Below are 19,125 nucleotides of genomic sequence, written 5' to 3'. Positions count from 1 at the left end.
AGTCTCCCCCGCAGCGAGGAACGAGCAAGGGGGGGTAGCGACGACGAAGACGCCGGCCTCCTGGGCGCCCGAGCACCGTCCGAACTTGTGAGGGGCCAAGAAACCCAGCTAGTGGATGGTCTGGCCGCCCTGCCACACGCGCAGGGTGTTCAGCCCCATCGACCACGCGAACGCGCCCTCGTGGTCGGCGTCCCACTGCACGAGGTCGGCGAGGGCGCCGGGGGCCAGCACCCCGCGGTCGCGCAGGCCGAGGGCCCGTGCGCCGCCGGAGGTGGCGGCTCCCAGCGCTTCCTGGACGGTCATGGCGAACATGGACACGGCCAGGGAGATGACCAGCGGCATCGACGTGGTCCCGGACTGGCCTGGGTTGTGGTCGGTGCCCAGGCCGACGGGCACGGAGTGGTCGAGCAGGGTGCGTACGGGCGGGGTGCGCCGCTCGTGCAGGGACGTGGTGGGGCAGGCCACCACGGGCGTTCTGGTGGTGGCGAGCGCGAGGATGTCCTCCTCGTCGGTCTCGTGTAGCAGGTCCACCGACGAGCAGCCCAGTTCGGCTGCCATCCGCACGGCGCCGTGCCGGGGGCGCGAGCAGGCGTGCAGGGTGGTGCGCAGCCCTGCGGACTGGCCGGCGCTCAGCAGCATCCGGGCGTCCTCGGTGGTGAACTGCTGGTTGTCGCAGTACACGTCCACTCCGTCGGCACCGACGACGGCGGCATCGTGTACCCAGGAGGCGGCGGTGGCGACGTAGTCCCTGGGGCGGCCGAAGAACTCGGGTGGCACGCCGTGGGCTGGGAAGAAGGTGACGTGCAGGCGGGGCATGCCGGGCTCCTCCTCCAGGGAGCGCAGCAGCCGCACGTCGGCGAGTTCGCCGTCGCGGGTGAGGTGGTAGCCGGTCTTGGCCTCCACGGTGGTGGTGCCGGTGATCACCCAGTGGCGGAGGCGTTCTCGGACCGCGTTGCACAGTGTCCAGGGATCGGTTCCGCGGGTGATGGTGACGGTGGTGGACACGCCACCGCCCGCCGCGAAGATGTCGCCCTTGGAGGCGCCCTTGGCCCACATGTTGACCTCGGCGTACCGGTCCCCGGCGTAGACCGGGTGGCAGTGGGCGTCGATCAGGCCGGGGGTGACGAGTCCGCCGCCGATGTTGACGAGTTCGTCGATGTCGGTGACGTCCTCGAACACGCCGGGGATCCGGTGGGGCAGTTCCGCGGACGGGCCGGCCCAGGCCACGCGGTCACCGTTGATCAGGAGCGCCGCCTGGGTCAGCATCTCGGTGCCGGTCCACAGTCGGCCGATGTTGGTGAGCAGTACCAGTGCCATAGGCGTGCCCGCCCGTCAGGCCCGCCGGTGCGGACCGGTTGCTCGGTCATGGGGTACACGGGCGGACATGGCGACCTCGTATCTGGGGCGATCAGACGGAGCCGGGCGGGACTGCGGCGCCGCGGGGCCGTGTCTGCGGGGGAATGCAGGCCGTCGGAGGACGGCGGCCGTTGACGGCCGGTGTGCTTGCGAAAACCGTAGTCCATCCGCCGACCCCGTGTACACCTCCCCTGCGGACCAATACGGGTTTCCCTCACTATCGGTTCGCGATCAGCGGGCAGGGCCGCCCCGGAACGCGACGGAGCGGCCGACCCCTTGGCGGGTGTCGGCCGCTCCCGGCCACGGGTGCGCGTCAGGCGGTGCTGAGCGTGTACTCCTCCAGCTTCGCGGCGAGCATCTCGGGGACGAAGGCGTGCATCCGGGTCCCCTCACCGGTGTGCTCCTCGCTGAGGATGCGCCCCTCCTCGTAGACCCGGGTGACGAGGTCGCCGCGCGAGTACGGCACGAGGGCGCGGACCTCGCGTGCCAGTTCAGGCAGTGCGCCGGCGAGCCGGTCCACCAGGGCCGGGATCCCCTCCCCGGTACGGGCGGAGACCTCGACGACGTCGGGGTAGCGGGTCCGTAGTGCCTTGAGCACGTCGGGCGCGGCGGAGTCGACCTTGTTGACCACGATGAGCTCGGGCACGTCGCCCGCCTCGATCTCGGCGAACACCTCGTGGACCGCCCGGATCTGCTCCTCGGGATCCGGGTGGGAGCCGTCGACCACGTGCAGGATGAGGTCGGCGTCGGAGGCCTCCTCCAGCGTGGAGCGGAACGCCTCCACCAGTTGGTGCGGCAGGTGCCGGACGAACCCGACGGTGTCGCTGAGCGTGAACTTGCGGCCGTCGGGTGTGCGCGCGTGGCGGACCGTGGGGTCCAGGGTGGCGAACAGGGCGTTCTCCACGAGCACCCCGGCGCCGGTCAGCCGGTTGAGCAGGCTGGACTTCCCTGCGTTGGTGTACCCGGCTATCACCACCGAGGGCACCTCGCGGGTACGCCGCACGTCGCGCTTGACGTCGCGGGCCGTGCGCATGTGGGAGAGCCGTCGGCGCAGCTTGGCGATCTTGTCGTTGATGCGGCGGCGGTCGGTCTCGATCTTGGTCTCACCGGGGCCGCGCAGGCCGACGCCTCCGTTGCCCCCGCCTCCGCCGGCGCCGCCCGCCTGCCGGGACAGCGAGTGGCCCCAGCCGCGCAGCCGCGGCAGGAGGTAGTTGAGCTGGGCGAGTTCGACCTGGGCTTTGCCCTCGCTGCTGCGGGCGTGCTGGGCGAAGATGTCCAGGATGAGGGCGGTCCGGTCGATGACCTTGACCTTGACCACGTCTTCGAGCTGGATCAACTGGCCGGGGGTGAGCTCTCCGTCGCAGATGACGGTGTCGGCTCCGGTGGCGGCGACGATGTCGTGCAGCTCGGCTGCCTTGCCCTTGCCGATGTAGGTGGCCGGGTCCGGCTTGGGGCGGCGCTGGGTGAGGCCTTCCAGGACGAGTGCCCCGGCGGTCTCGGCGAGCGCCGCGAGCTCGGTGAGCGAGTTGTCGGCCTCGGCCTGGGTCCCGCGGGTCCAGACGCCGATGAGGACGACACGCTCCAGGCGCAACTGCCGGTACTCGACCTCGGTGACGTCGGTGAGTTCGGTCGACAGCCCCTGGACACGGCGCAGGGCGTGGCGCTCGGCCAGCTCCATCTCACCCCGGTCGGGTGTGCTCTCCGGCCCGGCGCCCCGGCCGTCGTCCGGGGCCTCCCGTCGGCCGGGGCCGGGCTCGTCGGACGTCCCCTCGGCGGTGATCGCCTCGCGGAACACGTCCTCACCGGTGGATGTGTCGGTTCCGTCTCCGGTGCGGGCTCTTCCGCGGGTATCAGCAGTACTCACATATCCCTCCAGGTGGGTCAACGTCCCGGCCGCCGCGGATCTTCCCGGGGCCGATGGATCGATGTTCCCACCTCGGAGCGGTCCTGGCACGTCATTATCCCGGCCGGTGCGCGCCCGGCGCGCGGGGCCGGGTTCCCCCACAGGCGATGGGATACTCACGAACGGGAAAACACATCAAGAGAATATTCGAAAATATTTACATGAGGGAAATTTAACCCACCGCCCACCACGCGATTCACGTTGACCGCCCCCCAGCAAGAGAGTATCTTTTCCACATAATAGAAGCTTATTTCGTATTGCGGAAGGTTTGACATGGGTGCCACGCCAGGGGTCGAGATCACGGGCCCGCTGCACGACCGCTTCGACGAAATCCTCACCGACGACGCCCTCGCCCTCGTCGCCGAGCTGCACCGCGCCTTCGAGGAGCGCCGCCAGGAGCTGCTGGCCGCCCGCAAGGAGCGCCAGGAGCGGATCTCGGCCGGCGAGGACCTCGACTTCCTCCCCGAGACCAAGCACATCCGCCAGGACACGAGCTGGAAGGTCGCCGCGCCCGCCCCGGGCATCGAGGACCGCCGGGTCGAGATCACCGGCCCCACCGACCGCAAGATGACCATCAACGCGCTCAACTCCGGCGCGAAGATCTGGCTGGCCGACTTCGAGGACGCCAACACCCCACTGTGGGAGAACATGATCCAGGGGCAGCTCAACCTGCGCGACGCCCTGGACCGCACGATCGACTTCACCTCCCCCCAGGGCAAGAGCTACGCCCTCAAGGAGGACTCCGAACTCGCCACCATGATCGTGCGCCCGCGCGGCTGGCACCTGGACGAGAAGCACATCCTGGTCGACGGCCAGCGCACCAGCGGCGGCATCGTCGACTTCGCCCTGTACTTCTTCCACTGCGCCCAGCGCCAGCTCGCCAAGGGCAAGGGCCCCTACTTCTACCTGCCCAAGATGCAGAGCCACCTCGAAGCCCGCCTGTGGAACGACGTCTTCGTCCTCGCCCAGGAGCGCCTGGGGATCGAGCGCGGCACCATCCGCGCCACCTGCCTGATCGAGACCATCCCGGCCGCCTTCGAGATGGAGGAGATCCTCTACGAGCTGCGCGAGCACTCCGCCGGCCTCAACGCGGGCCGCTGGGACTACCTCTTCAGCATCATCAAGACCCACCGCACCCGCGGCCGCCGCTTCCTGCTGCCCGAGCGCAACGCCGTCACCATGACCGCCCCGATGATGCGCGCCTACACCGAGCTGCTGGTCAAGACCTGCCACAAGCGCGGCGCCCACGCCATCGGCGGCATGGCCGCCTTCATCCCCTCACGCAAGGACGAGGAGGTCAACAAGAACGCCTTCGCCAAGGTGCGCGACGACAAGTCCCGCGAGTCCGGCGACGGCTTCGACGGCTCCTGGGTGGCCCACCCCGACCTGGTCCCCGTCTGCCGGGAGATCTTCGACGGCGTCCTGGGCGAGCGCCCCAACCAGATCGACAAGCAGCGCCCGGACGTCGAGGTCTCCGCCACCGACCTGCTGGCCGTCGACAAGACCGAGGGCGGCGTCACGCTGGCCGGCCTGCGCGGCAACATCAACGTCGCCCTCCAGTACCTGGCGACGTGGATGGGCGGCACCGGCGCGGTGGCCATCCACAACCTGATGGAGGACGCCGCCACCGCGGAGATCTCCCGCTCCCAGATCTGGCAGTGGCTGCACAACGACGTCACGCTCGACGACGGCCCCAAGGTCACCGCCGACCTCGTCAAGCAGATCATCGACGAGGAGATGGCCGCCATCCGCCAGAGCCTGGGGGAGGCCTTCGACGAGGGCCTCTACCAGCAGGCCGGCGAACTGTTCGCCGAGGTCGCCCTCGCCGACGACTACGCCGACTTCCTCACCCTGCCCGCCTACGAGCGCATGCCGTAGCAGGCGCCGGGGCCGCCCCACGGGGGCGGCCCCGCGCCCTCCTTGCCCCGCCGCGAGCACCGGCGTACGTTGCAAGCGAGGGGCGGCCGAGACGACAAAGCCCCGGGGAGGCGCCATGTCCGAGGCCCTGACCAGGCTCATCCCCCTGCTGCGGGAGGCCTGCGGCGACGACGCGGTCCTCACCGGGGACGGGGAGCGCCGCGACTTCGACCACGACGGCATCACCCACCGGCGCTCGCTGCCCGGCGTGGTCGTTCTGCCGACCACCGCCGAACAGGTCTCCGCCGTCCTGGCCCTGTGCTCCGAGCACGGCGTGCCCTTCGTCCCCCGGGGCGCCGGGACCGGCCTGAGCGGCGGGGCCCTCCCCCACCGCGAGGGCGTGCTGCTGAGCACGGCGCGGATGCGCCGCGTCATCGAGATCGACCCCGACAACGAGTGCGCCGTCGTCGAACCCGGCGTCCCCAACCTCGATGTCACCACCGCCGCGGCGCCACACGGGTACTACTACGCGCCCGACCCGTCCAGCCAGGCGGTCTGCTCGGTGGGCGGCAACGTGGCCGAGAACTCCGGCGGGGCGCACTGCCTCAAGTACGGGTTCACCGCCACCCACGTACGCGGCCTGGAACTGGTGCTGCCCGGAGGCGAGACCGTCCGCCTCGGCGGCAAGGCCCCCGACGCCCCCGGCTACGACCTGATCCGCGCTATCGTCGGCTCCGAGGGCACGCTCGGCGTCGTCACCCAGGTCACCATCGGCCTCACCCGACTGCCGGAGAAGACCGTGACCCTGCTGGCCGCCTTCGACTCCCTCGACGCCGGAGGCGCCGCGGTGAGCGCCATCGTCTCCTCGGGGCTGCTGCCCTCGGCCATCGAGATGATGGACGCCCTGTCCATCGAGGCGGTCAACGCGCTGATGGACACCGACTATCCCACCGACGCCGCCGCCGTGCTCATCGTCGAACTGGACGGCCCCGCCCCGGACGTGGACGCGCACCTGGCCCGGGTGCGGGACCTGTGCGCGGAGCACGCTGCCCGTGCCACCCGCACCGCCGCCGACGACGGGCGTGCCCGGATCTGGGCGGGGCGCAAGGCGGCCTTCGACGCGGTCGGCGCGATGAGCCCCGCCTACATCGTCCAGGACGGAGTCGTCCCGCGCACGGTCCTGCCCCGGGTGCTGCGCGCGATCGCCGACCTGTCCGCCGAGACCGGGGTCCCCGTGGCCAACGTCTTCCACGCCGGGGACGGCAACCTGCACCCGCTGGTGATGTTCGACGACGCCGACCCCGACGGCTACCGCCGCGCCGAGGAGGTGTCCGCGGCCATTCTGGACCTGTGCGTGGCCCACGGCGGCTCGATCACCGGCGAGCACGGGGTGGGCACGGACAAGGCGTGCTCCATGCCGCGCATGTACTCCCCCGACGACCTCGACACCTTCGACCGGTTCCGGCGGGCGTTCGACCCGCGGGGCATCGCCAACCCGGACAAGCTCCTGCCCACGCCGCGCCTGTGCGGCGAACGGCCGGGGGTCCGCAGGGGCGTGCACCCGCTGGTGGGGTCCGGCCGGGCGACCCAGTTCTGACCGGAGGATCCGCGTGCGGCCCGATCACCCCGCCCCCGTCGAGGGCTCCCTGCGCACGGCCCTGGCCGAATCGGGGGCCCCTGTCCGCCTGGGCGGCCCGGAGGACGCCGTGGGCGGGGTCGTCCCCGCCCTGGTGGTGCGTCCTGCCGACACCGCTGCCGCCGCCCGGGTCCTGACCGCGACCGACCGGCACGGTGCGGCCTCGGTGTTCCGGGGCGGGGGGACCGCCCTGGACTGGGGTGCTCCGCCGCGCTCGGCGGACCTGCTGGTGGAGACCGTCGGCCTGAGGGGGATCGAGCACACCGCCGAGGACCTCGTGGTGACGGTCGGGGCGGGGACACCCGTGTCCGAACTCGTGGACGTGCTGGCCGGGGCCGGACAGAAGCTGTCCGTCGACCCGGTGCGCGCGGGCGGCACGGTGGGCGGCATGGTCGCCACCGGGGTGTGCGGCCCGCGACGCCTCCTCCACGGCGCCCTCCGGGACCTGGTGATCGGGATGACCGTGGTGCGCGCGGACGGGGTGGTGGCGCGCACCGGCGGCCGGGTGGTCAAGAACGTGGCCGGGTACGACCTGGCGAAGCTGCACACCGGGGCCCTGGGCACCCTGGGGCTGGTGGCGTCGGTCACCTTCCGGACGCACCCCGCCCCGCCCGCCCTGCGAACGGTCACCGCACCGGTTCCCTCGGCCGCGCGCGGGGAGCGGATGGCGGCCGCGCTGCGCGCACTCACGATCGTGCCCTCCGCCGTGGTGCTGGACCGGACCTCGCGGGGCCGGGCGTACCTGGCCGTGGTCCTGGAGGGAACGGCCGAGGGGATGGACGCGCGCGTCGCCGAGACCCTGGCGGCGCTGGGCGGCGGCGAGGTCGCCGAGCGGCTGCCGGAGGGGTGGGGGCTGGTCCCCGAACGGGGCACCCTGGTGTTCCTGTCGGGTCCCCCGGCCGGTTCGGTGGCGGCGGCCGCGCGGACGTGCGAGTCGGCACGGACCGTCGGCGCGGATGTGCGCGTCCGGGGGTCGGCTGCCAGCGGCGCGCTCTACGCGGCCTTCGCCCCGGGGACCGGCGCCACCGCGGTCGGTGAGGTCCTGGCACGTGCGCGGTCCCTGCCGGAGTGGTCGGCGACGGTGCTGCGCGCCGAACCCGACGTGCACGGGGCCGGGATCGACCTGTGGGGGACGGTGCCGGGCCTGCCACTGATGCGCGCGGTCAAGGACTCCCTCGATCCAGGACACCGGCTCGCTCCGGGGCGTTTCACCGGCGGCATCTGACCCCGGACACCCACCACCCCCCTTCTTCCACCGTCACGCCAGGAAAAGGACTTTCGCCATCTCTGAAATATGCTCTTTTCTAATTAACGACTGACCGAAATATGCCCAGCACCATGACCAGGATCAACGTCCTACACCCTCCACATATGGGACACAGGATACCCTTTTCCCAGACCATTCACAGGACAATGGTCCACTTAGTCCATTGAAAAAATGCACATGCAAGTATATTCTTCCCTCGGGTTCCGCCATGGGACAAAAACGCACAAAGGCGGACACCTCGAAGGGGACACATGAAACTTCTGAAGAAAGCCGCCGTGACCCTGTTGATCGGAGCGGGCGTCGGCCTCGGAGCCGCGGGGATCGCGTCGGCCGCCACCTCCTACGTCGGCGGCGGCACCTGGTCACACGGTGTCACCGAGACCACCGTCTACTCCGTCTACCACCACTCCACCCGCTGCCACGGCGCGACGGCGGTCGGCACCTACACCGACCGGACCCCCTCAACGCTTCCCGGGTACACCGCCCAGGCCTACGCGCCCCCGCGCTGGTGGGGCGGTAACGAGGCCTACTGGAACCTGTGCTGAGGCCTCTTCCCGTTCCGGCCCCGTCGGCCCAACGCCGTGCCGACGGGCCACCCCTCCCCCACCATGGACACCATGCCCCACCGGACCACCGCCTTCGCCCACGTCGCCCTCCTCCTGCTCGCCGCCCTCATCTCCGCACTCGTCCTGTCCGGCTCCGAACTCCGGATGCCCACCGCGGGCGAGCACTCCGACGTCGTGTGGATCACCGAGAACCCCCGCGGCACCGAGGCCGCCGACGTCGCCCCCACCCTCACACGGGTCGCCGCCGAACAGGGCGCCGCGATCGGCTACACCTTCCCCGACGTGGACGAACCCGACACGCTCTGGCACATGTACCTCGCCTTGGGCGCCCCGGACTCCCCCAGGGCCGACTGGCTCACCGACGGCTTCCCGACCTTCGGCCGTACCATGGAGCTGAGCGTCCACCCCCTGGAGGAGTACACCGGTACCTCCCCGCGGGGCTACTACACCCTCTTCGGGCCACCGGAGAGCGAACGGGCCCTCGAAGAGGCCCTGGCCGAACACGGACTCTCCCAGGCACCCGGTGCCACCGAGTCCGACCAGTGGTTCCTCCTGACCGGCGGCGCGCTGTCCAACACCCTGGCCGCCGCACTGCTCGTGGTGGTCACCTCGGCCTCCGTCGGCGTCCTCCTCGACTCCAGGGACTACGCGGTCCAGCGCCTCCAGGGACGCTCCTACGCCCGCATCCTCATGCGCGACCTGGTCCGGATCGCACGGTTGTGGGCCGTGGCGCTCCCCGCCGCGGCAACGGCCGTACTGGTCGTGCTCGGCCTCTACAACGGCTGGAACCAACTCGACTCCTACGCCCTCACCACGGCGACCCTGCTCATCCCCCTGCTCGCCGCAGCCCTGGCGACCCACGCCGCCACGCTCGGCGCCGTCCACCTCACCGCCGTCCTGCCCGCCCTCAAGGGGCGCATCCCGGTCCGGACCGTCAACACCGCCGTCTACCTGGTGCGGGTTCCCGTCCTCCTCCTGGTCCTGGGGGTCCTCGGAGCCGTCGTCCACCACACGGCGACGGTACGGGAACAACAGGCCGGCCTGGAACTGTTCGCGCGAACGGAGGACACCTCCTTCGTCACCGTCAACGGCAGCGTCAGCCTCGACGAGCACGGCACCATGGACGAACGGCTCGGCCCCTGGCTGCGGCGGGTGGACTCCGACGGCGGCCTCATCCTCTCCGACCAGGTCCCACCCGAGTCGGTCCTGCCGTTGGGCAGCGACCGCCCCGGCTTCGACCTGCTCGTGGTCAACGACACCTACCTGGAGGCGGAGGAACTCCTCTCCCCCTCCGGCGAACGCTACGGCGCCGCCCCCTCCGGCGGTCCGGTCCGCGCCCTGGTCCCGGAGCGCCACTCCGGGTTCAGCGAGGACATCGCCTCAGCGGCGCCCGCGTGGGTCGGGGCGCTCTCCGGCGGAGAGGGCATCGAGGTCGAGGCGCTCCCCCTGGCCGACGGACAGTCCGTGTTCACCTACGGGTCCAGGCCCCCGGCCCCCGGCACGTCACCGCCCCTGCTCCACGACCCGGTGGTCCTCGTACTGCCCAACGGCGCGGTCCTGTCCGATACCAGTTACGTCGGCGCCGCGAGCCGCGCCGCGCTCCTGTTCCCCGACCCGGGCATCGTCGAGCGGGCCCGGCGGGACCCGGCGACGGCCGAGTACATCAACACGGTGCCCACCGTCGAGAGCCGCGCGGTCGCCGACCACGCCGCCACCCTGACCACGCTGCGCACGGAGGCGTTCAACCTGGTCGCGGCCATCGCCGTGCTGCTGCTGACCGGTGTCGCCGCGTGCGTGATCCATGTCCGGACACGCGCCCAGGGCATCTTCACCCGGCACATCAGCGGGTGGTCCTTCGCCGCCGTCCACCGGTGGTTCCTGGCCCTGGAGGCGGCGATCGCCCTCGGCTTCGTCGGCTGGGCCGCTTGGACCACGGCGAGCACGCTCCGGGCGCTGCGGGACCCCACGGTGCTGCCCCTGCCCGCGTACATCCCCACGAGCGGACTCGAACCCCTCCACGCCCTGGGGATCACGGCGGCGGGTCTGGCTCTCACCCTCGGCGCGCTCACCGTGTTCCACCGCCGGATCGTCCGCGAGGGGGCCTCCCAGTCCTGAGGGGCCTCACACCAGGGACGTCTCCCCCTCGGCGACGAGGACGGCCGGGCCGTGCAGCCGGGCACCGTCGGCGTCCAGGAACACGGTGCACTCGCCGCCGGGTACGCGCACCCGCCACGTGGCGCCCTCGCCCTCGGGGGTGGCCGCCGCGGCCGCCGCCACGATCCCGGTGCCGCACGAGCGCGTCTCGCCCGAGCCTCGCTCGTACACGCGCATGTCCAGCACTCCCGGACCGGCCTGGGTGTAGACCTCCACGTTGGCGCCCTCGGGGAAGGCCTCGGCGTCGAGCTCCGGCGCGGCGGTGAGGTCGACCCCCGCCACGGGGCCCTCGACCTCGCAGGCCAGGTGCGGGTTGCCCACGGACACCCGGACGCCGTGCACCGCCTGCCGCGCCAGCTTCGCCGAGGAGGACCCGCCCCTGCGCACCCGGCCCATGTCGAGGGTGACGCCGCCGTCGTCGGCGATCCGGACCTCCTTGGCGCCGTCCCGGGTCCCGATCCCGAACCGGCCCCCCGAGACGAGTCCGGCGTGCAGCAGGTATCGGGCGAAGACCCGCGCGCCGTTGCCGCACATCTCGGCGACGGAGCCGTCGGCGTTGCGGTAGTCCATGAACCACTCCGTCCCCTCGGCGGAGCGCGCCGCCGGGGGCAGCTCCTCGCCCAGGGCGCGGGTACGCACCACCCGTAGGACGCCGTCGCCGCCGATGCCCGCGCGGCGGTCGCACAACAGGCGGACGGCCCCCTCCGTGAGGTCGAGCTCCCCGTCGGGGTCGGGGAGGATCACGAAGTCGTTCTCTGTGCCGTGGCCCTTGGCGAATCGCATGCCGCCATCCTAGGGCGTCAGGAGGGTGCCGCCGCGTCGTCGACGGCGCGGCGGCACCCCCTCACCCGCGCTTTTCGCCGCCGGTCCACCACCCCCGGACCGCCCAGCCGCCCATGGCGACGCCGGCCATGATCACGGCCGCCGTCATCATCCACTCGTTCGACCCCTCCGGGCCGTAGACGCGGCTGGCCGCTCCGATATCCACGGCCTCGTCGGGCTCGCCGATCAGGCAGGTCTCCCGGTCGCGCCCGTAGAGGTAGATGTCGCCGCGCTCGGGCCCGCCGTCGTCGGGGACGTAGGTGCCGTAGCAGGTGCACGACTCGTGCCCCGGGTGCTGGACGCAGTCGACGTGGGAGGCGGTGAACGTGCCCGGTTCCCCCTCGGCACGGGCCGCCCGGATACTGCGGTCCATGTTGGAGGCGCCCATGTAGACCAGCATCCCGGCGACGAGGAGGAAGACGACCGTGAAGGCGCCGCCCCGGCGCGCGCGGGCCTTCACGCGCGCTCCTCGACCGCGCAGTCGCAGTCCATCTCCTCCAGTTCCCGCTCGGTGGGCCACGTGTGCCGGACCATTGCCACGACCATCGGGATGAAGACCAGCGTGTTGTACAGCAGGTGGAGTTCGACCCTGGGGATGACCAGCTGGACCAGGCTCGTGGGGGCCGCCGCGCCGCCGATGTAGGCCCCGCTGAAGGTCTGGACGAGCAGGAGCAGGTGCTCGAAGTGGTGCCAGACCTGGATGAGCAGCGACATCTGCCACCAGAAGCGGGACCTGCCGCCGAAGCCGGGCAGGAGGAGGATGAGACCGGTCAGCATGATCAGGGCGTAGCCGTAGTGCAGCCACTCCGAGGTGACCAGCCACGGGAAGGGCACGCCCAGAAGCCCGCGGGCCTCGGGGATGGGCCAGGCCAGGACGTAGATCTGGACGGCCTGGACGATGTGCTCCGCCCAGTGGGCGAGGACGATGACCATGAACACGCGCAGGGAGATCCGGTGCCAGCGGGCGTTCAGGGGGGCGACGGCCCTGCGGAGGGGACCGGTGCGTACGTCGGAGACGGTCATGAGGACGCTCCCCCGTCCCGGGCCGCCGCTGCGGGCTCGGGCGCCGACGGTTCGGCGGCCCCGGTCCGGCGGTCGAACCAGGGCGCGGCGACCAGGACCGCTCCGCGCAGCAGGCAGGTGATGACGAGGGCGAAGAAGAGCCCGAAGACCACGTGGAGGCTGACCAGGACGCCGTACACGAGCGCGGTGGTCAGGCCGAAGACCATCTGGTTGCGGGGGCGGCCGGGGGTCGTCCCCGGGTCGGTGATCATGTAGTTGGTGAACAGGATGAAGGCCACCCCGGTCAGCGGCGCCAGTGCCGCCACCAGCATGTGGTCGAGGAACAGCCACCGCAGGAGGGCCTGGAGGACGAAGCCGCCCACCCAGCCCAGGATCAGCGGCCACCGCTTGGTGAGGTTGGCGTTGAGCATGGTCCCGGCCATGAGGATCCCGAGCGGGATCAGCCAGTCCACGGTCCCCCAGGTGTCGTTGGTGAAGTGGTAGGGCGGCGCGATGCCCACCCACGGGAAGACCAGCAGCGTGACCGCGATGCCCAGGTTGGACGGGTTGAGGAAATGCCGCCAGCGTCCGTTGACGGGAATCCGGAAGAGGTACTTGCTGCTCACAGCGATGGACACGGCGAACAGATAGGGCCACAGGGACGTGTTCCCCCACAGCAGCATCGCGCAGGCCAGCCCGGCGATGTGGGTGGGCAGGAGGTAGTCGACCATGGCGCCGACACCGCCCCTGTACCCGGGGGTCCGGCAGGCGGCCCGCGCGTCCAGGGTCTCCAGGCCGAGGTCCAAGGCGTAGGCGAACAGGACGGCGACGATGGGGGTGACGGGCGACTGCTCGAACCCCAGGAACACGTGCCCCACGATGGTGAACACGGTGATGGAGGTGGCGAACATGCGCAGCGCCTTCAGGCGCCGGTCCACCGGCGGCTTCGGCGCGGGATCGGACGTGGTGGGCGCCGCGGTCGGCTCCCCGGCGGCACCCGTGGCGGGCCCGCCGTCTCTGGTGACAGTCATCGGACAACCGCCGTTCCGTCGTCGTTCAGCATGATCGTGTGGGTCCCCGGCTCGACCGCCAGCTCGGCGCTGTGGGTGTCGCCGCGGCCGTCCCGCCAGGTCAGGGTCATCGGCAGGTCACCCTCGGGGGCGGCCAGGTGGACGATGGAGTCGGAGGCCCCCACGTGGCCGTTGGCCGGGTAGAGCTGGCGGATCTGCGGGGGGTGTCCCTCGTCGGCCACCACGACCGACGCGCCGATCGCCGGGGTGGGCGCGCCGTCGGCCGCCCCCGGGCGCACGAGGCGCAGCACCACGCCGGACTCGGCGCCGGGCGCGGTGTTCAGCAACAGGCGCGAGTCCTCCCACTGGTTGGCGACCACCGCGTCCAGGAGCCCGTCGCCGTTGACGTCCCCGAAGGAGTAGGCGCGGGAGACGTCGTGCTCGGCGATGCCGAGCGGTCCGGACAGGTCGTCGTAGCGTCCGTCCTCGCCCAGAACCCAGAAGGGGTTGTGCTCGTGCCCGGACAGGTCGTCACCCTCGGCGAAGGAGGGCCAGACCCAGGGGTACTTGAGCAGCTGGTCGTTGCCCATGGCGATCTCCTGGAGCTCGGGCCAGCGCGTGTTCTCCCCCTGGAGGAAGCCGGTGGCCTGGAACAGCTCCTCGGTGCCGTCGTTGTCGAAGTCGCCGGCCTTGACGTCCCAGGACCAGCCGCTGCGGGCCAGGCCTAGCTCCTCGCTGGTCTCGTCGAAGGGCACCGAGCCCTCCAGCAGGTCGGCGCCCTCGCCGTCGGGCACGAAGGCGAAGTTGCTCTCGTGGAGCGCGTAGGGGCTGGTGATGTTGCTGACGACCATCGTGGGCAGGTCCTGGCCGTCCACGTAGGTGAAGGCGATCCCCATGCCCTTGAACGACCCGTTGCCCAGGATCTGGGACTTAGGGGTGGTCAGGTCGCGCTCGCCCTCGACCAGCTCCAGCCGCACGTTCCCGGGGGTGGAGGTGTTGACGAGGAGGTTGTCGTTGCCGAAGTCGTTGCCCAGGTAGAGGTCGGGCAGGCCGTTGCCGGACAGGTCTTGGAAGCCGATCGCCAGGGTCCAGGCGTTCATCGCCCGCTCGGGGAGGCCGATCGAGGCGTCGGTGACGGTGGGCGGGGCGTCGGCCTCGCCGGTGGGCTCGGTGCGCAGGATGCGGTTGCGGCCGGCGTTGGTGGCCAGTCCCATGCTCTGCTGCATCTCCATGCGCGTCTCGTCGTCGGCCTCGGGGTCCAGGACGCGGGCGCCGTCGGGGAAGTAGTTGCCGACCAGGACGTCGAGGCCGCCGTCGCCGTCCATGTCGGCGACGTTGAGCGCGGTGGTGTTCCACACCTGCATCGGCTCGACGAGCTCGTGGGCGGTGAAGCCGTCGGCCTCGGGGGCCGCCCCGGGGTCGGCCGTGTTCAGGAACAGGACGGGTGAGCGGCCCCAGTAGTAGACGATGAGGTCCTGGTCGCCGTCCTCGTCCATGTCGGCGGGGACGCAGCCCATCGGGGCCATGGTGTGGTCGTAGGGCAGGCCCTCGGGCAGCAGTTCGACCACGGGGTAGTCGTCCTGTCCGCTGCCGGGGGCGTTGCGCAGGGTGACGCTGTCGTCGCGCGGGTCGACCAGGCACACGTCCGAGGACGTGCCCAGGTTCCGCAGGTCCGTCAGGGCGCCGCCCGCACCCACCGCGGAGATCCATCCCCGGAAGTGGTGCAGGGCGGGTGCCACGTCCCGCTCGGAGCGGGCGTCGTCGGGTTCGGAGTTGAGGGCGAGTACTTCGAAGGCGAAGGGTGCGGCACGGTCCGTGAGCGTCTGCTCACTCGCGACCGGCCGGACGGTCAGGACGCCGAGGGCGCCGATGAGTGCCACGGCCAGCGCCACGGTCGCCATGCGGTATATGAGCCGCATCAGGGGGCTCCTCCAGTGCGGGAGATCGGGTGAGGACAGGAACGCTTTTCAGGTTCCCGTTCGCCTCCGCACAGCTCCATATCCATTCTTGCGAGACCCGGAAATGAGAATTAAAAAATTCCTCCGGGCCCAGCAATCGAGAGGACGCCGCAGAACTCCCCCAACGTTCACGATTGAAGGAGAACATCTGTCGATTACTCAGTGGGAGAAGACATGACCAGTACAGACGCTGCCACCATTCCTGGGCTCTCAGCGGAGGACTCGGCACACGTGGCGGGCCTCCCGGGGCAGATCGTCGCCGCCTGGGCCGGCCAGGACCCGAAGGCGTTCTCCGAGGTATTCGCCGAGGAATGCACCATGATCCTGCCCGGGGTGCTCTGCCGTGGCCGGGAAGAGGTCCGGGAATTCATGGCCAACGCCTTCGCCGGCCCCTTCAAGGGCACCCGGGTCACCGGGACCCCGGTCAGCGCCAGGGCGCTGGGAGCCGACGCCGCCGTCCTGGTGACCCAGGGAGGCGTTCTGGCCCCCGGTGAGGACGAAGTCTCCAACGAGCGCGCCATCAGGGCCACCTGGGTGGCCGTGCGGACCGAGGTGGGGTGGCGGCTCGCCGCCTACCAGAACAGCCCTCAGAAGGCCGACTGAGCAGGGCCCTTACGCATTCGGCCCAGGCCGCTTCGGGCGGCCTGGGCCGAGGTCTGAGCAGAGCGCCGGGCGGTGGAAGCGGACCGGCGCTCCGGACTCAACGGAGCGGACGCACGAAGGCCCGTATGTCGGACACCAGCGCCTCGGGACACTCCATTGCCGCGAAGTGGCCGCCGCTGTCGAACTCCGTCCACCGGCTGATCGTGGGCAGGGTGCGCTCCGCGAAACGGCGGACTGGCAGCGCGGCGTCCGCGGGGAAGACCGCGACCCCCAGGGGTGCGGAGAGCTTCCAGGGGCCGCCCCAGGTCCTCACGAACGCTTCACTGCCGTGGGTGGACTCGTAGTAGAGCTGGGCGCTGGAGCCCGCCGTGGCGGTCAGCCAGTAGATCGTGGCGTTGGTGAGCATGTGGTCCCGGTCCACGGCGTCTTCGGGCGCGGTGTCCGAGTCCGTCCACTCCTTGAACTTCTCCACGATCCACGCGAGCTGCCCGACCGGGGAGTCGGTCAGAGCGTAGGCCAGGGTCTGCGGGCGCGTGGACTGGATCCGCTGCCACCCCATCCCGTCCTGCTCGAACCCCGCTGCGAAGTCCAGCCGGGCCAGGTCGGCCGCGTCCAGACCACTCACCGCACTGGTGTCCGCAGGCGGAAAGGTGACGAGCATGTTGACGTGCACGCCGACCGTGTGCTCGGGGTCGGCCTCCCCGACACAGAGGGAGACCACCGAGCCCCAGTCCCCGCCCTGGGCCACATAACGGTCGTAGCCCAGGCGCCGCATCAGCTCGGCCCAGGCACGGGCAACGCGCGGCACGTCCCAGCCGATCTCCCGGACCGGCCCGGAGAAGCCGTAGCCGGGCAGGGAGGGCACCACCACGTGGAAGGCGTCGGCAGGATCCCCCCCGTGGGCGGCCGGGTCGCTCAGCGGGCCGACCACCTCCAGGAACTCGGCCACCGAACCGGGCCAGCCGTGGGTCAGGACGAGGGGCATCGCCGACTCGACCGGGGAGCGAACGTGCAGGAAGTGCACGTCCACCCCGTCGATCTCAGTCATGAACTGGGGAAAGCCGTTGAGCCTCCTCTCGGCCGCCCGCCAGTCGTAGTCACGGAGCCAGTAGTCGGCCAACCCCCTCAAGTAGTCCAGGGGTACACCGCGAGCCCAGCCCGGGTCGGGCGACTCCTGCGGCCAACGGGTCGCGGAGATTCTGGCGCGCAGGTCATCGAGGTCGGACTGCGGGACGTCGATACGGAAAGGACGCATACGGAGTTACCTCGCACTCCTCGTGGCCCGCGCCCCAGAGCACGGGCGAACGGTTCCTCTCGGAGCCGCCCGCCCGTGGTCCGGGACACGCGTAGGAATCGGGCCGGGTGGGTTCACCGCTGCCCCGCGACCGGGCGCTCGCTGTGCTCGGATTCGGCGGCCCCCCTGGCGGGACCGCGCAGGGCTCCGCGCAGAACCCGCAGGGCCATCGCTGGTCGCATGAGCGCTCCGGGACGGTCCACCATCCCCGCCGCCCTCATGTAGGCCGTGGTGACCTTCTCGTCACGGGTGGCGGCGATCTGGACCAGGGTGAGGTAGATCTGCGCGATACGGACCTTGAGGGTTCTCTGGCCGGTGACCCCCGGGAAGCTCAGATCCACCGTGTTGGTCATCTCCCACGGCGGGTCGATGACGTCGTGGGCGAGGTCGCGGAAGTACTGCAGGGGCTGGGGCGCGGCGCCGGTGTGCAGGTGTTCGCGCAGTGTCAGGGCCGAGAGTGCCGCGACCGTCATCCCCTGCGCATAGACCGGGTTGAAGCAGCTCACCGCGTCGCCGGTCACCAGGAGGCCGTCCGGAAAGCGCGTCATCCGCTCGTAGCGGCGCCGCAGGGTGGTGGGGAAGCGGAATGCCACCGGTTCATCCAGAGGCTCGGCCCGGACGATGGCCTCGTGGATGTCGGGGACCGGCAGCGTCCTGACGAACTCGAAGAAGCCCTCCTGGTCGGTGGGCGGATGGTCGCCCAGCAGACCGTAGGCGGTCAGCTCCGTGCGCCCGTTGTCGGTCTTGGTGAAGATCGCGCCGCGCGGCAGGTCGGGTGAGGCCACCGGGATGATGGCCAGGTCACCGTCGTAGGGGTCGGAGTTGAGCCGGTAGTGCTGGGTCACGTATCCCAGGCCGATCTTCTTGCGCTCCTCGGTGACACGCGGGTATCCCATCCGCTCCAGCCACACCGGGGTCCGCGATCCGCGGCCGGTCGCGTCCACCACCAGGTCGGCGTCGACCTCTTCGAGGGGGCCGCCTCCGGTCGGCTGTACACGCACCCCGGTGACTCGGCTGTGGTCGTCGGTGGAGCGCAGGTCGACGATGTCGTACCCCTCCAGGGAGGAGACGTTGGACAGCGCCAGGGCCCGGTCGCGGATGTGGCGTTCCATCAGCGGCGCGGTCGCCGGGATGGCCGGGTAGCCGATGTCCTCGCGCTTGAGCGGTCTGCCCCGGAAGTACCAGCGGCAGTCGCCCGCGTAGTCCCCCCGGGGGCAGCCGTCGCGGACCAGCTCCTCGGTGATGCCCGGGAAGAGCTGTTCCATCACGACCCGCCCCTGGACGTGCATCGCGTTGATGTGGCGTCCCTGCGGTCTGCTGCGCCGGGGCCCCTCGACCCCGGTCAGTGTGTCACGGTCCACGATCAGTACCGTGTCGTAGGCCTCCGAGAGCACGCGTGCCGCGAACAGTCCGGCGATGCTCCCCCCAAGCACGACCGCACGGGTGCCGGCGTTCTCACCCATCGCATTCCCTTCCCTGGGTTCCTGGGACCAGGCACGGCCCGTGGCTCCGTCGCCCGGCGGGAGATCCCGGCCCCGAAGGTCCACAGGGGTCAGCCGCCGCCACCGAGTTCTGGTCCGGCCGGTCTTCACCACTGCATTCTCAGGAGTCGTTCGCGGGCACAGCGTCTCGTGGATTGCGCAGGCTCGGGCCGGAAGACGGGCCCCTCCGCAGCGCAATCCAGAAGACGTTCGCCA

At 71.1% G+C, this 19,125-nt stretch carries 15 protein-coding genes; 6 read left to right on the top strand and 9 right to left on the bottom strand.

Annotation, left to right across the window (positions count from 1 at the left end; all coding sequences use genetic code 11):
- Positions 1-108: 108 nt before the first annotated feature.
- Both ACFHWE_RS00580 and hflX read right to left on the bottom strand, forming a co-directional pair.
- Positions 109-1,317: an amidohydrolase family protein gene (locus tag ACFHWE_RS00580; protein WP_416598537.1), complete on the bottom strand. Its 1,209-nt coding sequence runs from the start codon at positions 1,315-1,317 to the stop codon at positions 109-111.
- Between the two features lie 352 nt (positions 1,318-1,669).
- Positions 1,670-3,220 carry a GTPase HflX gene (gene hflX, locus ACFHWE_RS00575; RefSeq protein ID WP_416598536.1) on the bottom strand — a complete coding sequence of 517 codons (1,551 nt, stop codon included), beginning with the start codon at positions 3,218-3,220 and terminating at the stop codon, positions 1,670-1,672.
- A 312-nt stretch (positions 3,221-3,532) separates the two neighbouring features.
- Between hflX and aceB the strand changes: the two genes are divergently transcribed.
- From aceB to ACFHWE_RS00550, 5 genes are all read left to right on the top strand, one after another.
- Positions 3,533-5,137 (top strand): malate synthase A, encoded by a 1,605-nt coding sequence (gene aceB, locus ACFHWE_RS00570; protein ID WP_416598535.1) that lies wholly within the window; start codon positions 3,533-3,535, stop codon positions 5,135-5,137.
- Positions 5,138-5,252: 115 nt separating this feature from the next.
- Positions 5,253-6,713: an FAD-binding oxidoreductase gene (locus ACFHWE_RS00565; protein WP_416598534.1), complete on the top strand. Its 1,461-nt coding sequence runs from the start codon at positions 5,253-5,255 to the stop codon at positions 6,711-6,713.
- 49 nt (positions 6,714-6,762) lie between these two features.
- A complete protein-coding gene (locus tag ACFHWE_RS00560; RefSeq protein ID WP_416598686.1) occupies positions 6,763-7,977 on the top strand; it encodes an FAD-binding oxidoreductase in 1,215 nt (404 codons plus the stop codon).
- A gap of 293 nt (positions 7,978-8,270) precedes the next feature.
- On the top strand, positions 8,271-8,564 hold the full coding sequence (locus ACFHWE_RS00555) for a lactococcin 972 family bacteriocin (RefSeq protein ID WP_416598533.1): 294 nt from the start codon (positions 8,271-8,273) through the stop codon (positions 8,562-8,564).
- A gap of 72 nt (positions 8,565-8,636) precedes the next feature.
- Complete coding sequence (locus tag ACFHWE_RS00550; protein ID WP_416598532.1) at positions 8,637-10,700, top strand: hypothetical protein; 2,064 nt, start codon at positions 8,637-8,639, stop codon at positions 10,698-10,700.
- A 6-nt stretch (positions 10,701-10,706) separates the two neighbouring features.
- On the opposite strand, the gene dapF is transcribed toward ACFHWE_RS00550, so the two are convergent.
- The 5 genes from dapF to ACFHWE_RS00525 all read right to left on the bottom strand — a co-directional run bounded on the left by dapF (position 10,707) and on the right by ACFHWE_RS00525 (position 15,492).
- A complete protein-coding gene (gene dapF / locus ACFHWE_RS00545) occupies positions 10,707-11,522 on the bottom strand; it encodes a diaminopimelate epimerase (protein ID WP_416598531.1) in 816 nt (271 codons plus the stop codon).
- 61 nt (positions 11,523-11,583) lie between these two features.
- Positions 11,584-12,021: a hypothetical protein gene (locus tag ACFHWE_RS00540; RefSeq protein ID WP_416598530.1), complete on the bottom strand. Its 438-nt coding sequence runs from the start codon at positions 12,019-12,021 to the stop codon at positions 11,584-11,586.
- Positions 12,018-12,584: a hypothetical protein gene (locus ACFHWE_RS00535; RefSeq protein ID WP_416598529.1), complete on the bottom strand. Its 567-nt coding sequence runs from the start codon at positions 12,582-12,584 to the stop codon at positions 12,018-12,020. The genes ACFHWE_RS00540 and ACFHWE_RS00535 overlap by 4 nt, the downstream gene beginning before the upstream one ends.
- Positions 12,581-13,594 carry an enediyne biosynthesis protein UnbU gene (locus tag ACFHWE_RS00530; protein ID WP_416598528.1) on the bottom strand — a complete coding sequence of 338 codons (1,014 nt, stop codon included), beginning with the start codon at positions 13,592-13,594 and terminating at the stop codon, positions 12,581-12,583. The genes ACFHWE_RS00535 and ACFHWE_RS00530 overlap by 4 nt, the downstream gene beginning before the upstream one ends.
- Positions 13,591-15,492 (bottom strand): FG-GAP repeat domain-containing protein, encoded by a 1,902-nt coding sequence (locus ACFHWE_RS00525; RefSeq protein ID WP_416598527.1) that lies wholly within the window; start codon positions 15,490-15,492, stop codon positions 13,591-13,593. The genes ACFHWE_RS00530 and ACFHWE_RS00525 overlap by 4 nt, the downstream gene beginning before the upstream one ends.
- 213 nt (positions 15,493-15,705) lie before the next feature.
- Between ACFHWE_RS00525 and ACFHWE_RS00520 the strand changes: the two genes are divergently transcribed.
- Positions 15,706-16,134, top strand: a complete 429-nt coding sequence (locus tag ACFHWE_RS00520) for an SgcJ/EcaC family oxidoreductase (protein WP_416598526.1) — start codon at positions 15,706-15,708, stop codon at positions 16,132-16,134.
- 97 nt (positions 16,135-16,231) lie between these two features.
- Here the strand turns inward: ACFHWE_RS00520 and ACFHWE_RS00515 are convergent, their stop codons facing one another.
- Both ACFHWE_RS00515 and ACFHWE_RS00510 read right to left on the bottom strand, forming a co-directional pair.
- Positions 16,232-17,389 (bottom strand): epoxide hydrolase family protein, encoded by a 1,158-nt coding sequence (locus tag ACFHWE_RS00515; RefSeq protein ID WP_416598525.1) that lies wholly within the window; start codon positions 17,387-17,389, stop codon positions 16,232-16,234.
- A 113-nt stretch (positions 17,390-17,502) separates the two neighbouring features.
- Positions 17,503-18,891: an FAD-dependent oxidoreductase gene (locus tag ACFHWE_RS00510; RefSeq protein ID WP_416598524.1), complete on the bottom strand. Its 1,389-nt coding sequence runs from the start codon at positions 18,889-18,891 to the stop codon at positions 17,503-17,505.
- Positions 18,892-19,125: the final 234 nt, after the last annotated feature.

It is taken from the genome of Nocardiopsis sp. LOL_012 (assembly GCF_048060475.1).
Taxonomy (GTDB): domain Bacteria; phylum Actinomycetota; class Actinomycetes; order Streptosporangiales; family Streptosporangiaceae; genus Nocardiopsis.
Note: the sequence above shows the minus strand (reverse complement) of the source record. Positions and strands in the feature narration are given on the sequence as shown.